Below are 14,292 nucleotides of genomic sequence, written 5' to 3' on the forward strand. Positions count from 1 at the left end.
CCGGGGTGAGGGGGCCGCGGCGGCCGGGGGCGCAGCGGTCGAGGTCGAGGGAGAGATCGCGGTCGGGTTCGGGTTCGGGGTCGCCGGGGCGAGGAGGCCAAGGCGTGGTGCGGGCCACAGGAGGCGCCCGCGCGTCCCCGGGAGGCGTAGACTGTGCCCACGTGGCTCGTCCCCGCCGACCTCCCGAACCACCACCGCCCGCCCCCTATGCGCTCCAGCTCGCCGAGGCGGTGGCGGCCGCGCGCGCCGCGGCCGACCTGCTGGCCGCCGAGTTCGCCCGTCCGGACGGCCCGCGCGGGCAGGACGACAAGTGCCCCGCCGACGACGAGGCCGAGGTGCTGGTCCGCGATCGGCTGCTGGCCGCCTTCCCGGAGTACGGCTTCGTGGCCGAGGAGGATCGCGCCCAGGACCGGCCGCCGTCCGACACCGGCCGCCACGCCTGGGTGGTCGACCCCAACGACGGCACCCGCTACTTCCGCCAGGGCCGGCGTGGCGCGTCGGTCTCCATCGGCCTGCTGCGCGACGGCCTGCCGGTGCTGGGCGTGGTGCTGGCCCACACCGCCCCGACCGGCGGGGAGGACCTCTTCACCTGGGCCGAGGGCTCCGGGCCGGTGCGCCGCAACGGCGAGGTGGTGGCGGCCCAGCCGCCGCGCCAGGGGCTGGCGGCCGGTGACGTGGTGCTGGTCTCGGCGGCCGCCGGGGCCTGGCCCCTGGCCAACGCCCTGCTGCTGTCGCCGGCGCGCCACCGGCCGTGCGCCTCCATCGCCTACCGGCTGGCGCTGGTGGCGGCGGGCGAGGCCGCCGGCACCGCCTCGCTCCAGCCGCTCGACGGCCACGACGTCGCGGCTGGCCACGCCCTGCTGCGCGGCGCGGGCCTGTCCCTGCTCGACCTGGCGGGAGCGGAGGTGCGCTACCGCACGGCCGGCCACTCGAACGTCGGCCCGGTGGTGGCGGGCGGCGTGGCCCTGGCCAGGGAGCTGGCCAGCCGGCTGGCCCACCGGCCCGAGGTGACCGCCCACGAGGCCCCGCTCGACCTCACCGAGCCCAGGCCAGGCCGGCCAGCCACCGACGTGGCGCTGCTGCGGCGGGCCCAGGGGGCGCTGCTCGGGCAGCTGTGCGGCGACGCCCTCGGCAGCCTGGTGGAGTTCCAGAGCCCCGACGAGATCGCCGAGGACTACCCGCAGGGCGTGCGTGAGCTGGTGGACGGCGGCACCTGGGACCTGCTGGCCGGGCAGCCGACCGACGACTCCGAGCTGGCGCTGGCGCTGGCCCGGACGCTGGCGCGGTGCGGCACCTTCGAACCCGTCGAGGTGGCGCGCGCCTACGCCCGCTGGTACGAGAGCCGACCCTTCGACGTGGGCCACACCACCCGCGCCGCGCTGGCCGCGGCCGCCTCGGCGCGCCAGGCCGGGCGCGATCCAGCCGAGGCGTCCCGCGCCGCGGCGCGCCACGAGAGCAAGGCCAACGGCGCGCTCATGCGGGTCTCGCCGCTCGGCATCTTCGGGCACGGCCGGCCGCCCGCCGAGGTGGCCGGCTGGGCGCGCCAGGACGCGCGCCTCACCCACCCGAACCCCGTCTGCCAGGACGCCAGCGCGGTCTTCGCGGTGGCGGTGGCGCAGGCGGTGGCCCACGGCGGCGCGCCCGCCGAGGTGGCCGACGCGGCGCTGGCCTTCGCCCGCGAGGCCAGGCTGCACGCCGAGGTGCTGGCGGCCCTGGAGGGCGCCCGCGCCGCCCGTCCGGACTTCGTGACGCACCAGGGGCTGGTGACGGTGGCGCTGCAGAACGCCTTCTTCCAGCTGCGCCACGCCGCGCCCGAGGCGGCGCTGGTGGACACGGTCGGCCGCGGCGGCGACACCGACACCAACGCCGCCATCGCCGGGGCCCTGCTGGGCGCCGTGCACGGCGTGCTGGCGCTGCCGCTGCGCTGGCGCAGCGCGGTGCTCTCCTGCGTCCCGGTGGAGGGCGCCCCCGGGGTGCGCCGGCCACGCCCGCCCGCCTGCTGGCCGGTGGACGCGCTGGTGCTGGCCGAGCGGCTGGCGGCCGGGTAGGCGCCGTCCGGGGTGAGGGGACTCCCGACCTTCCCCCCCCTCTCCCCTCCGGGGAGAGGGCCGGGGTGAGGGGACTCCCGACCTTCCCCCCCTCTCCCCTCCGGGGAGAGGGCCGGGGTGAGGGGACTCCCGACCTTCCCCCCCTCTCCCCTCCGGGGAGAGGGCCGGGGTGAGGGGGACTCAGGACTGGCGCTGCGCCGGCGCCGGGCCGAGCCCCAGGGCGGCGCGCACCGCGCCCACCAGGTCGGCGGGGCCGAAGGGCTTGGGCAGGAAGCTGACCCGCCGGCCGGTCGCCTCCTCCGACGCCTCGTCGCGATCGGTGAACCCGGAGGTGAGCACCACCGGCACCTCGTCGCTCACCTGCCGGATGGCGGCCAGGGCCGCCTCGCCGCCCATGCCGGGCATGGTCAGGTCGAGGATGACGCAGGCCACCCGGGCCGCCTCGGCACGGAAGCGCTCCACCGCCACCAGCCCATCGGCGGCCTCCAGCACGGCGAAGCCGCCGCGCTCCAGCGCCCGGCGGGCGGCGCGGCGCACCACCTCCTCGTCGTCGGCCACCAGCACCAGCGGCCTGGCGTCCGAGGGCACCGGCGCGGGCGCCGGTCCCGGCCCGCCCGCCGGCCCCACCTCCGGCTCGTCGGCCCGGCCGGCGACTCGCGGCGGCAGCAGCACGGTGAAGCGGGAGCCGCGGCCGGGCTCGCTCTCCACCCGCATGGCCCCGCGGTGGCCGCGCAGGATGCCGAGCGCCGCCGCCAGCCCGAGGCCGCGGCCGGCGAACTTGGTGGAGAAGAAGGGCTCGAAGACCCGGGCCCGGGTGACCTCGTCCATGCCGGCGCCCTGGTCCGCCACCTCCAGCACCAGGTACGGGCCCTCCTCCAGCCCCTGGCCGCCGTGGAAGTGGGCCAGGCCCATCCGGTCCACCTGGGCCAGCGAGGTGCGCAGGGTGACCGCGCCGGGGTGGCCGGCCTGGGCGTCGGCGGCGTTGGTGAGCAGGTTCATGATCACCTGGCCCACCTGGCCGGCGTCGGCCTGCACCTCGGGCAGGCCGGGCGCCAGCTCCTGGAGCACCCGCACCTTCTTGAGGGCCGGCGCCGCCAGCGCCGCCATCTCCGTGGCCACCCGGTTGAGATCCACCGGGCCCACCGTGTACGTGCCGCGGCCGGAGTAGGCCAGCAGCTGGCGGGTCAGCTCGCTGGCCTTCTGGGCCGAGGCCCGGGCGTCCTCCACCGCGGCCTGCACCTCGCCGACCGGCAGCTCGGAGAGGGCGTAGCTGGCGTTGGCCAGGATGCCGACCAGCAGGTTGTTGAACTCGTGGGCCACGCCGCCCGCCAGCACGCCCAGGCTCTCCAGCTTCTGCGCCTCGCGCACCTGCTCGTCGAGGGCGCGCTGCTCGGTGATGTCGCGGAAGAGGGCGATGGTGCTGGAGATCCGGCCGTCCGCGGCGGGGACCGGCGCCGCCGAGATGTCCACCAGGATCTCGCGGCCGTCGGCGCACACCAGCTGGGTCTCGTACCGGTCCGCCAGGCCGGCGCGGCGGCGCTCCAGCCGCCGCCCCACCTCGGTCAGCTGGGAGGGCGCGGTGAACTCGCGGTAGCTGCGCCCCTGCAGCTCCTCCGACGACGCCGCGCCCAGCATCCGCGCCAGCTGGGGGTTGGCGTACCGGACCACGCCGGCGCCGTCGAGGATGGCCACCCCCTCGGCGCAGCAGGTGACGATCTGTCTGAAGCGGGACTCGCTGGCCTCCAGCGCGCTCCGCGAGGAGATGCGGTCGAGCTCGGCCCCGGCGCGGGCGGCGAAGGCGCCGAACAGGTCGCCCAGCTCCGGCATCGGGGCCATGGGGCGCTCGTCGAGCGCCACCAGCACCCCGACCGGGCGGCCGTCCGCCCCGGGCACCGCGATGCCGAGGTAGCTCTCGACGTGGTGATCGGCCAGGAAGGCGGCGTCCGGGTAGCGGCGCGCCGCCCCCTCGGTCACCTGGCAAACGGCCGTCCCCATCACCTGGCAGGGCGTGCCGGCCAGGTCGTACTCTGCGTCCTCCAGCCGCTGGCCGTCCCGGACGCCGGCCACTGTGCGGACCCGGGTCGGCGACCCGGCCAGGAAGGTGCCGAGGAAGGCCCACCGGGCCCCCACCACCTCCGCCGCCCCGAGCACCAGGGCGCGCAGGTAGGCCTCGCCGGTGGTGGCGCTGGTGCGAGCGTGCAGGGTGTGCAGGGCCCGCTCCAGCAGCTGCGCGGCGCGCCCGTCGGTCTCTGCCATGCCCAGAGTGTAGGTGGTCCGGCCGGATCCCGGAAGGGCACGACCTCCGACCCGAGCCTTCCGCACCGGTCCGGCCGTGCTTAGGTTGGCCTGCCGGCACACACGCGCGGAGGTCGGGGTGAAGGTCGTCACCTGGAACGTCAACGGAATCCGGGCCCGCGAGGCGCAGGTCGAGGAGCTGCTGGCGCGAGAGGCGCCGGACCTGGTCTGCCTGCAGGAGATCAAGGCGCCGGCCGCCAAGGTGCCGGCCCCGCTGCGCCCGCCCCCGGGCTACCACGCCCTGTGGCACGGCGAGACGGCCTACTCGGGGGTTTCTCTCCTGGTGAACGAGGAGCGGGTGACCGCCCCACCCAGCTTCGAGCACCCGCCCTTCGACTTCGAGACCAGGGCGGTCACCGCCGAGGTGGCAGGGGTGACGGTGGCCAGCCTCTACGTGCCCAACGGCGGGAAGGACTTCGAGGCCAAGCTCCGCTTCCTCGAGGCCCTGGAGGGCTGGGTGGCGGACGCCGCGGCCCAGGGGCGGCCGCTCCTGCTGTGCGGTGACCTCAACGTGACCCTGGGCGACGCCGACGTCCACGAGAAGGAGCGGCGCCCCGGCGCCATCGGGCAGCGCGAGGACGAGCGGGCCCTGCTGGGCCGCATCCTCTCGCACGGCCTGGCGGACGTGGGGCGCGCCCTCGACCCGGACAACCGGGCCCTCTTCACCTGGTGGCCGCCCTGGCGGGGGCTGCGGCAGAAGAACGTGGGCTGGCGCATCGACTACGTGGTGGCCAGCGCCGCGCTGGCGCGGACGGCCACCCGCTGCGCCGTGCTGCCCGAGTTCGGCACCAGCGACCACGCGCCGGTGGTGGCCGAGTTCGGGGAGTGGGGCTGAGCGTCGCGCCTGGCCCGCCCATCCACGGGGGGCTACGGCGGCTGGACCAGCCGACCGCGGGCGCCGCCCGTGGGCTTCAGGTAGGAGTGGCAGGCGTTGCAGTTGCCGTGGCTGCAGGCCCCGGGCGGGCTGGCCCGGGCCGCGCCGCCGGCCGGTAGCTCCAGCCGCGCCTGCACCGGGAAGCGGACCTTCCTGGAGGAGTAGAAGTTGCCCCCTGGGTTGGTGGTGAGCTCGTGGCGCGCCCCGGCGGCGTCGGCCAGCACCAGGCGGACGGCGGCGGCCCCCGTCTCGCGCGGCTCCCCGGAGGCGTTGCGGAAGACGGTGCCGGCCACGCTGAACTCGCTGCGCGGGGCCTTGCCACCCGGGCGGTGGCAGGACGTGCAGTCCTCGCCCTGGTTGCGCTGGGCGTTGGGGTCCTCGACGCAGCCGGCCAGGGCCACCAGCGCGGCCAGCGCCAGCGGCGCGGCCGGCCCGCGGGCGGGCGGGTGCGCCCGGGCCGTCACGGTGGGTGACCTCGGTCGCGGCCGGGATCGGCTCAACGGCGCGGCACCGGATCGAAGGCCCCGGCCGCCTTGAGCAGCTTGAGCGCGGCCAGCTGCGCGGCCAGCTCGTCGCTGGCGGCGGCGATGGCGGCGGTGCGGAGCGCCGCGGTGGCGTCGGCCTGCTCCACCGCGGTGGCGGCGCCGGCGCGGTAGGAGACGTCCACCAGCCGCTGGTTCTCCTTGGCCAGGCGCGCCTGCTCCTGGGCCTTGACGGCGTTGGCGCGCGCCGACTCCAGGTCGAGCAGCGCCTGGCGCACCTCGGCCACCGCCTTGCGCTCCAGGCTGCGCCGGGCTGCGGTGGCCTCGGCCACCTTGGCCCCGCCCTCGCGCAGCTCGGCCTCGCGCAGGCCGCCGTCGAAGAGCGTCCAGTTGAGGGCCAGGCCGGCCGCCCAGGTGGTCTTGTCGCCGGTGAGACCGGCCGGGTCGCTCACCTGCCAGCGCCCGAAGGCCCCCAGGCTGGGCAGGTAGCGGCCGGCGGTGGCCCGCTTCAGCTCGGTGGCCAGGTCCACGTTGCGGCGGGCCGCCAGCACGTCCGGGCGCTGCTCCAGGGCCGAGGCCTCCAGGCCGGCGGCGTCGGCCGGCACGGCCGGCTCGGGCGGCTCCACCACCTCGAAGGCGTCGTCGCGGTCGAGCAGCGTGGCCAGCGAGATCTTGGCCCCCTGGTAGGCGTTGCTGGCCCGCACCAGGTCCTGCTCGGCGCGGGCCAGGTCGATCTGGGCGCGCAGGTGGGCCACCTTGGCGATGGTGCCGGCCTCCAGCCGCACCCGGGCGTCGCGCTCCTGCCGCTGCGCCGTGCCCAGCAGCTCCTCGGAGATCCGGACCAGCTTCCTGAGCGACGTGACGCCGTAGTAGCTCTGGGCCACGCCGAAGAGCACGTCGCGGCGGGCCTGCTCCACCGTCTTGGCGGCCAGCTCCTGGCCGGCGCCAGAGGCGCGGATGGCGAACCAGAGCGACGGGGCGATCAGCGCCTGGGTGACCTGCACCTGGCCGGCCAGCGGGTCGGAGGCCTGCAGCGTGATCTGGCTACCGTCGGGCATGGGGATGGCGGCCGACGTGTCGTTGTGGGTCCAGGTGCCGCCCGCCGTCAGCTGCGGCAGGTGGTAGCTCCAGGCCTTCCAGACGCCGGCGCGGGCCTGCTCCAGCCGGGCCTGGGCCACCTGGAGGTCGAGGTTGGCCTCGTCGGCGCGCCGCAGGGCGTCCCCGAGGGACAGGACCGGCCCGGCCGGGATGGCCAGCACCGAGACCGAGGGGACCAGCGCGGCGGGCGCCGTCGCGGCGGGGCCGGTCGCGGCCGGGGCGGGGAGGCCCGCGGGGGCCGGGGACGCGGCCGGCGCGGGCGCCTGGGCCAGGGTGAGCGCGACCAGGGCCGCCGTCAGCGTGTTCATGTGTCCTCCACCTCGTGGGTCAGCTTGTGGATGATGCGGAAGAGATCGCGTCGGTCGGCCGCGTCGAGCCGGCCGAGGAGCCCGGTGAGCCGCTCCAGCACCTCGGCGTCCATGCGCCGGTGCAGCGCGGCGCCGCGGGGGGTCAGGCCCACGTGCACCACCCGGCGGTCCTCGGCGTCGCGGGCGCGGGCGCACAGGCCGTCGCGCTCCAGCCGATCGATGAGCCCGGTGACGGTCTTCTCGGTGACCGCCACGCGCCGCGCCAGGTCGCCCATGGCCAGCGGCCCGTCGTGGCCCAGCGCCAGCAGCGCGTGGACCTGCGGCGCCGACAGGTCGAGCTCGGCGCAGGTGGCGGCGATGGGGTCCCGGAGCGAGCGGCGGCGCATCAGCTCCACCAGCAGCCCGTGCAGGCGGCGGCCGTCGGCCCCCGGGCCGGCCGCGGCCGGCGGCGCGGCGGGTCGGGCGGGTCTGGCGGGTCGGGAGATGGTCCGCATTGCGGAGCTTCCCTAAAACGGAAGGTCTCCGCTGTCAAGGCGAGGCCGGGCCCCGCCCCGGCGGGGGCGGCCCCGTCAGGGCGTGCCGCCCAGGTCCTCGATCTCCCTTCGGATGTCCGCCTGGTCGTCGGCGTCGGGCCGCTCGGCCAGGTAGGCCTTGAACTCCTGGATGGCGCGGGCGCGCACGCCCTTCTCCTTGAAGGCGTACCCCAGGTAGTAGTGGGGCATGGGGTTGCCCGCCTCCTCCTTGGCCGCCCGCTCGTAGAACGGCAGCGCCGCCGCCGCCCCCTGGGTCTCGTGCAGCGCCCTGGCCAGGCGGTAGAGCACCTGCACCGCCGCCGGGTCGTCGCGGAGCACCTCGCGGTAGAGCCGCACCGCCTCGGCGCCCTTGCGGGTCCGGAGGCGGCAGTCGGCCAGCGCCATCTTGAGGCGTGACTCCCTGGGGGCCGCGACCAGCGCCTGCTCGAAGGACGGCGCCGCGTCCTCGCAGCGCCCCGCGGTGGCGAAGATCAGGCCCAGCCGCTCGAAGGCCTCGGGCTGGCTGGGGTCGGCCTTCGCCGAGGCGCGGTAGGACTCGATGGCGTCGCCCAGCGCGTTGGCCTTCTCCTGCGCCATGCCCAGGTGCAGCAGGAAGCCGGCGTTGCCGGGGTCCCGCTCCACCGACCGCCGCAGCTGCGTCAGCGCGCCGGGCGTCTCGCCCCGTGCCAGGAGGGCCCGGCCCAGCCAGTGGTGCCCGGCCGCCAGCCCAGGCGCCAGGTTGGAGCCGGCCTCGGCCTCGGCCAGCGCGCCGGCCGCGTCGCCGCGGGTCAGCTTGACGGCCGCCAGGTTGATGCGGACCTGCCCGTCGCTCGGGGCCAGCGCCACCGCGGCGGCCAGCGCCCGCTCGGCCGCGGGCAGGTCCCCCAGCTTCCACAGGAGCTCACCCAGGGCCGCCTGGGCGACCGCGTTGCGCGGCTCGATCAGCACCACCCGGGCCAGGCCGTCGCGCGCCACCGCCAGGTCGCCCCTGGCGGTGGCCAGCCGCGCCAGCCCGAGCTCGGCCTGCGCCGCCTCCGGGTCGGCCGCCAGCGCCGCCCGGTAGGCCGCCTCCGCCTCGGCGGCCTTGCCCTCGGCGCGGCGCAGGTCGCCCAGGGTGGCCTGCACGGTCGGATCGGCGGGGGCCTTGGCCACCGCCGGCTCGAGCGCCGCGGCGGCGCCGGCCAGGTCCTTGGCCGCCAGCGCCAGGCGGGTCAGCGCCAGCCGCGGACGCAGATCGTCCGGGGCGCGCTGCAGCGCCTGCTGGTAGAGGGCGGCGGCCGGCTCGCGCTGGCTCGCCTGCTCGTGCACGGCGGCGCGCGCCAGCAGGAGCCGCACGTCGCCGGGCGCCTTGGCCAGGGCGGCGTCGGCCAGCTGGGTGGCGTCGAGCGCGCGGCCTGCGCCGGAGAGGGCGCGGACCAGCAGCTCGGCCACGGCCGGATCGGCCGCCGCGCCTGCGGCCAGCGGCTTGAGCGCCTCGGCCGCCTCGGCCGGGGCGCCGCGCTTGAGCCGGAAGGCGGCCAGCGCCAGCCGCACCGCCGGCAGCCTGGGATCGGCGGCCACGGCGGCGTCGTAGGCCGCCTCGGCCTGCACCCCGTCGGAGGCCCGCCGGCCCAGCAGGCTGGCCGAGAGCGCCAGCGTCCGGGCGCGATCGCGCGGCGCCAGCTTGGCCTCGGACTCCTTGGCCAGGAGGGCGTCCACCTCGGCGCGCGCGGCCACCAGGTCGCCGGCCCGCTCCGCCAGGAGCGCCTGCTCCAGGCGGACCACCGGGTGGCCCGGCAGGCGCGCCAGCGCCTTGTCGAGCTCGGCGCGCGCGGCCGCCAGGTCGCCGCGGGCGGCGGCGGCGCGCCCCAGCAGCAGCGGCGCCCGCGCGGTGCCGGCCTGGGCGGCCTCCAGCCGCGCCGCCAGCCCGGCCGCCTTGGCGGCGTCGCCGGCCTCCAGCGCCCGGAACGCCAGCAGGGCCAGCGCCTCGGAGTCCAGCCCCCCCTTCCCCAGGGACCGCTCCAGCGCCCCGGCGGCGGCCTTGGCCGGGGCGGCCTGGCCATCGCCGCCCTCCAGGCCCGCCACCACCAGCGCGGCCAGCAGCGCCGCGGGCTCGCCCTCGGCCTCCTTGCCGAGCTGCTCCGCCACCGCCCGGACCCGCGTCAGCTGGTCCGGCGCGGCGGCGTGGCCCCGATCGAGCGCCGCCACCGCGGCGGCGTAGGTGGCCAGCACGGCCGGATCGTCGTCGGCCGCCGCCATGGCCTGCTGCGCCGCGGCCATGGCCTCGCGCTGGCCGGCCAGGTCGTCGCGGCCCAGCCCGGTGCGCGCGGTGCCCAGCAGCGCCGCCAGGCGGCCGGCGTCGGCGCGGCCGCGGAAGAGCTTGTGGAAGAACCAGCCGTGGCGCGTGAAGCCGCCGGCCGCGCCGACGCCCAGCACCAGGAGCAGCGCGCCGCCGACGGCCGCCAGCTTCCCCCAGGGCGGCAGGCTCGGGGCCAGGGCCGCCAGCCTGTCCTTCAGCGGGACGCGGGCGGCCTTGCCCTCGGTGAGCCTGGTGGCGGCCATGCGGTCGCCGAAGGGCACGCCGGCCGTCGGCGCGGGCCCGGCCGGGCGGCCGGCGCCCTGCCCGCTCCCCTCGGCGGGCGAGGAGGTGAGCGACCGCAGGGCGGCGCCGAACGACGGCACCGTGCCGATGGGGGCCCAGCTGCCGCCGCCGTCGCCGGAGACGTCCTCGTTGCCGAGCAGCTCCCCCTTGGTGAGCATCTCGACGATCTGGCCCTCCTCGAACGGCCCGAAGACCTTGCCGGAGCGGCGCCGCACCTTGTAGCCGTGCACCTGGCTTGCCGGCTTGCGGTCCCCCTCGCCGAAGAGCATCTCCAGCTCGCCGCCCGGACCGGTGCCGGCCGGCGGCATGGACGCCATGGGTGGGGGCGGCGGCGGGATGGCCGGCTCGATGCGGGCGAACGGATCCTCCTCGGGCGGCGGCACGCTGAAGGGGTCTCCGGCCTGGGCCGGGGGCGGCTCGCCCTCGCCGAAGTCCACCTCGCCGAAGCCCAGCGGCGCCTGGGCGGGCGCCGGCGTGAAGGCCACCGGCAGCGGCTCCTGCGGGCTGAATGGGCTGCCCCCCCCGGCCGGCGGCGCGGAGGCCGCGGCGAAGGCGTCGTCTCCGGAGGCGAAGGGGCTGTCGGACGCCGCGAACGGCGTCCCGCCGGAGCCGAAGGGCGCATCGCCGGCGGTGGAGGCAGGTGCGCCGGGGGCGTAGGCCGGCTCGCCGGAGGCGAAGGGGTTGCTGGTCGAGGCGAAGGCGGCGTCGTCCGGCGCGAACGGGGAGGCGCCCCCTTCGGTGGGCGGGCCGGCTTCGAACGCGGCGGCGCTGCCCAGGTCCTCGGCGCCGAAGGGATCGGCCCCGAACGGCGAGCCGGCGCTGGGCTCGCCCTGGTCCACCGGCCCGGCGTCGAACGGGGAGGTCTCCACCGGCAGGTCCAGGTCGTCGCCAGGCGGCGGCAGCGGGATGGCGCCCGCGCCGGCGCGGGCCGGCGGCGGCGCGGGCAGCGGCACGGCGCCCGGAGCCGGCGCGCCGGGCGCCGCGGCCCCGCCGCGCGGGAGCGGCGGCGGCAGCGGCACCGAGGCCCGCGGCAGCGGGGGCGGCGCCAGGCCGGAGCCGCCCGGCGGCGCGGCGGGGAACGGCGGCGGCGCGATGGCCGCGGGCGCGGGGAGCGGGACGGCGCCCGGGGACGCGGCGCGCTGGGGCGGGGCCCCGGCGGGCGCCGGCAGCGGCACCGCCCCGGGCGCGCCGCCTCCGGCCGGGCGCACCGGGAAGGCCGCCTGGCACCTGGGGCACTTCACGTTGACGCCCGTGGGCGGGATGCGCCGATCGTCGATCTGGTACTCGGCGCTGCAGTGCGGGCAGGCGACCCTCATGGCGGTGACCCCTCTGGATCGAAGCGGCGCTGGAGCTCGAGGTAGGCGAGGTAGTCGGTGGCCAGGGAGGCGTCGCGCCCCACCCGCCCCTCGGGCAGGAGCCTGGCGTGCAGCAGCTCGGCCTCCAGGCGGGAGGCCCGGCCGGCGGGCAGGTCGCCCACCTCGGCGAGCTCGCCGGCGGCCAGCGCGCCGAAGCGTGGGGCCAGCTCGGCGTACCGCATGTACTCGGCCACCACCGACTCCGGTGCCAGCCAGGCGCGCTCGCCGACCTGGCGCAGGAGCCGGGCCCGCTGCAGCCGCGCCACCAGGGCGGCGCCGTCGAGGGGCGCGCCGGAGCGCTCGGCCAGCCGGGCGGCGTCGAGCTCGGCGGGGATGGGCCGGAAGCCGTCCTCGCCGGGAGGCCCTGCCAGGGCGCGCAGGAGCGCCACCGCGCGGCAGGTGGCGTCGGCCGAGAGGAAGTCGCGGATCTGCCGGTTGGCCTGGCGCAGCCGGCGCGACAGGCGCGCCAGCAGGCGCAGCGCCACCTCGCTGCGCTCCGCCACCACCTGCTCGAAGGCCCCCTCGTCGAGCTCCAGGATGCGGGCCGCCTCGTCCACCACCGCGGTGGCGCTGCGCGGCTGGCGCTCGAGCAGGGCCATCTCGCCGAAGAACTCGCCGGGGCCGAGGCGGGCCAGGGTGAGGGCCCGGCCACCGGTGCGCTTCTCGATGCGCACCACCCCGGCCTGGATGACGAAGAGGCGGCTGCCGGGATCTCCCTCCTCGAAGATCACCGCGCCGGCGGGGAAGTCGCGCCCGTAGATGTCGGCGGCCGAGCGCTCTGAGGTCATGGTGTTCCAGGGAGCCGGCGCGACCGGCGCCGGTCGAAACCCGTGGAGATCCGCGACGCTACACCCGAGGGGGCCTGCCATCAAGGAACCGGCGCCCCCGCCCCCCGGCGTGCTAGATCGGCGCCATGGCCGAGGTCGGCGACATCCTGCTCGAGCGGCTGCGCGCCTGGACCTTCGCGCTGGCCGGGGCCGGCTCCCAGGGGCGGCTCGAGAAGCTGACGCCGCCGCGCAACGAGTACGGCGTCGATCCCTACGGCATGGACGTGGACTTCGCGGTGGCCGCCGCCGCCCCCTTCGTCTGGCTCTACCGCAAGTACTTCCGGGTGGAGCTGCACGGCCTGGAGAACGTGCCGTCCGACGGCCGGGTCCTGCTGGTCTCCAACCACTCCGGGCAGATCCCGCTCGACGCCGCCATGATCGAGGTGGCCCTGCTGGTGGACAAGGACCCGCCGCGGGTGCTGCGGGCGCTGGTGGAGAAGTGGGTGGCCACCCTGCCCTTCGTCTCCGCCTTCTACGCCCGCATCGGCCAGATCGTCGGCACGCCGGAGAACTGCCGGCGGCTCCTGGCCGCCGACGAGGCGCTGCTGGTCTTCCCCGAGGGGGTGCGCGGCCTCAACAAGCCCTTCAGCGAGCGCTACCGGCTGCGCCCCTTCGGCCACGGCTTCATGCGCCTGGCGCTGGAGGCGGGCGCGCCCATCGTGCCGGTGGGCGTGGTGGGCGCCGAGGAGCAGGCCCCGGCGCTCTTCGACTTGAAGCCGCTGGCCCGGCTCCTCTCCATGCCGTCCTTCCCGGTCACCCCCACCCTGCTGCCGCTGCCGCTGCCGACCCGCTACCACCTCTGGTTCGGCGAGCCCATGCGCTTCACCGGCTCGCCCGACGACGACGACGCCGAGCTGGAGCGCAAGGTGGCCGAGGTGCAGGCCGCCGTGCAGGCGCTGCTGGAGCGCGGCCTGGCCGAGCGGACCAGCGTCTTCCTCTAGGCGGACCCCGTGGACCAGCCCGACCCCACCGACGCCCCCCAGACCGTGCTGGTCACCGGCATCTCCGGCAACCTGGGGCGGGCGCTCGCCAAGCAGCTCCACGTGGAGGCGCGGGTGGTGGGGGTGGACCGCCGGCCGCTGCGCGACAAGCCCAAGGACGTGGAGCACCACCAGGTGGACCTGCGCAAGGCCCGGCTGGAGGAGGCCTTCCGCAAGCGCCCGGTGGACGCCCTCATCCACCTCGGCATCATGCACGACCCGCGCATGCCCTTCTCGGAGGCCCACAGCTTCAACGTGCTGGGCACCCGCAAGCTGCTCGACCTGTGCGTGCGCCACGGCGTGAAGAAGGTGGTGGTGCTCTCCAGCGCCAACGTCTACGGGCCGCTGCCGGACAACTCCAACTTCCTCACCGAGGAGACGCCGCTCATGGCGGCCGACCGCAACAGCGACCTGCGCGACCTCATCGAGGTCGACATGTACGCGCAGTCGTTCGTGTGGCGCCACCCGGAGATCGAGACCGTCATCCTCCGGCCGGTCAACATCGTGGGCCCCACCGTGCGGAACGCGCCCGCCAACTACCTGCGCCTGCCGCGCCCGGTCACCGTCATGGGCTTCGACCCCATGGTGCAGCTCATCCACGAGGAGGACGTGGCGCGGGCGCTGGTGCTGGCGCTCAGGCCCGGCGTGCGCGGCGTCTACAACGTGACCGGGCCTGGCGAGCTGCCGCTCTCGCTCATCCTGAAGGAGCTGGGCCGCGCCCCGGTGCCGGTGCCGCACTTCCTGCTGCGGCCGGCCCTGAAGCGGCTCTTTCGCGCCGGGGTCATCTCCTTCCCGGCCGGCGAGCTCGACCACCTGCAGTACCTGTGCGTGGTGGACGGCTCGCGGGCGGCGCGGGAGATGGGCTGGACGCCGCGCTACACGCTCAGGGAGACCATCCGGAGCGTGCTCACCTGACCAGGGCCGGGCCGGGC

Annotated in this window: 10 protein-coding genes; 4 read left to right on the plus strand and 6 right to left on the minus strand. The window is 77.3% G+C overall.

What is annotated here, in order from left to right; translation table 11 throughout:
• Positions 1-161: 161 nt before the first annotated feature.
• Positions 162-2,048: an ADP-ribosylglycohydrolase family protein gene (locus tag IPO09_13780; protein MBK9518390.1), complete on the plus strand. Its 1,887-nt coding sequence runs from the start codon at positions 162-164 to the stop codon at positions 2,046-2,048.
• Positions 2,049-2,228: 180 nt separating this feature from the next.
• Here IPO09_13780 and IPO09_13785 read toward each other — a convergent pair whose 3' ends face one another.
• Positions 2,229-4,304, minus strand: a complete 2,076-nt coding sequence (locus IPO09_13785) for a response regulator (protein ID MBK9518391.1) — start codon at positions 4,302-4,304, stop codon at positions 2,229-2,231.
• 118 nt (positions 4,305-4,422) lie between these two features.
• Between IPO09_13785 and xth the strand changes: the two genes are divergently transcribed.
• Positions 4,423-5,178: an exodeoxyribonuclease III gene (xth, locus tag IPO09_13790; GenBank protein MBK9518392.1), complete on the plus strand. Its 756-nt coding sequence runs from the start codon at positions 4,423-4,425 to the stop codon at positions 5,176-5,178.
• Between the two features lie 32 nt (positions 5,179-5,210).
• On the opposite strand, the gene IPO09_13795 is transcribed toward xth, so the two are convergent.
• From IPO09_13795 to IPO09_13815, 5 genes are all read right to left on the minus strand, one after another.
• Positions 5,211-5,681 (minus strand): hypothetical protein, encoded by a 471-nt coding sequence (locus tag IPO09_13795; GenBank protein MBK9518393.1) that lies wholly within the window; start codon positions 5,679-5,681, stop codon positions 5,211-5,213.
• 32 nt (positions 5,682-5,713) lie between these two features.
• Entirely contained in the window at positions 5,714-7,105 is a 1,392-nt protein-coding gene (locus IPO09_13800) for a TolC family protein (GenBank protein MBK9518394.1), read from the minus strand.
• Complete coding sequence (locus tag IPO09_13805) at positions 7,102-7,599, minus strand: MarR family transcriptional regulator (protein MBK9518395.1); 498 nt, start codon at positions 7,597-7,599, stop codon at positions 7,102-7,104. The genes IPO09_13800 and IPO09_13805 overlap by 4 nt, the downstream gene beginning before the upstream one ends.
• Positions 7,600-7,674: 75 nt before the next feature.
• On the minus strand, positions 7,675-11,514 hold the full coding sequence (locus IPO09_13810; protein MBK9518396.1) for a zinc-ribbon domain-containing protein: 3,840 nt from the start codon (positions 11,512-11,514) through the stop codon (positions 7,675-7,677).
• Positions 11,511-12,341: a cyclic nucleotide-binding domain-containing protein gene (locus IPO09_13815; GenBank protein MBK9518397.1), complete on the minus strand. Its 831-nt coding sequence runs from the start codon at positions 12,339-12,341 to the stop codon at positions 11,511-11,513. The genes IPO09_13810 and IPO09_13815 overlap by 4 nt, the downstream gene beginning before the upstream one ends.
• 125 nt (positions 12,342-12,466) lie before the next feature.
• Here IPO09_13815 and IPO09_13820 point away from each other — a divergent pair, with 125 nt between their 5' ends.
• Complete coding sequence (locus IPO09_13820; protein MBK9518398.1) at positions 12,467-13,321, plus strand: acyltransferase family protein; 855 nt, start codon at positions 12,467-12,469, stop codon at positions 13,319-13,321.
• Positions 13,322-13,330: 9 nt separating this feature from the next.
• On the plus strand, positions 13,331-14,275 hold the full coding sequence (locus tag IPO09_13825; GenBank protein ID MBK9518399.1) for an SDR family oxidoreductase: 945 nt from the start codon (positions 13,331-13,333) through the stop codon (positions 14,273-14,275).
• Positions 14,276-14,292: the final 17 nt, after the last annotated feature.

This window comes from Anaeromyxobacter sp. (genome assembly GCA_016718565.1).
Lineage (GTDB): Bacteria > Myxococcota > Myxococcia > Myxococcales > Anaeromyxobacteraceae > JADKCZ01.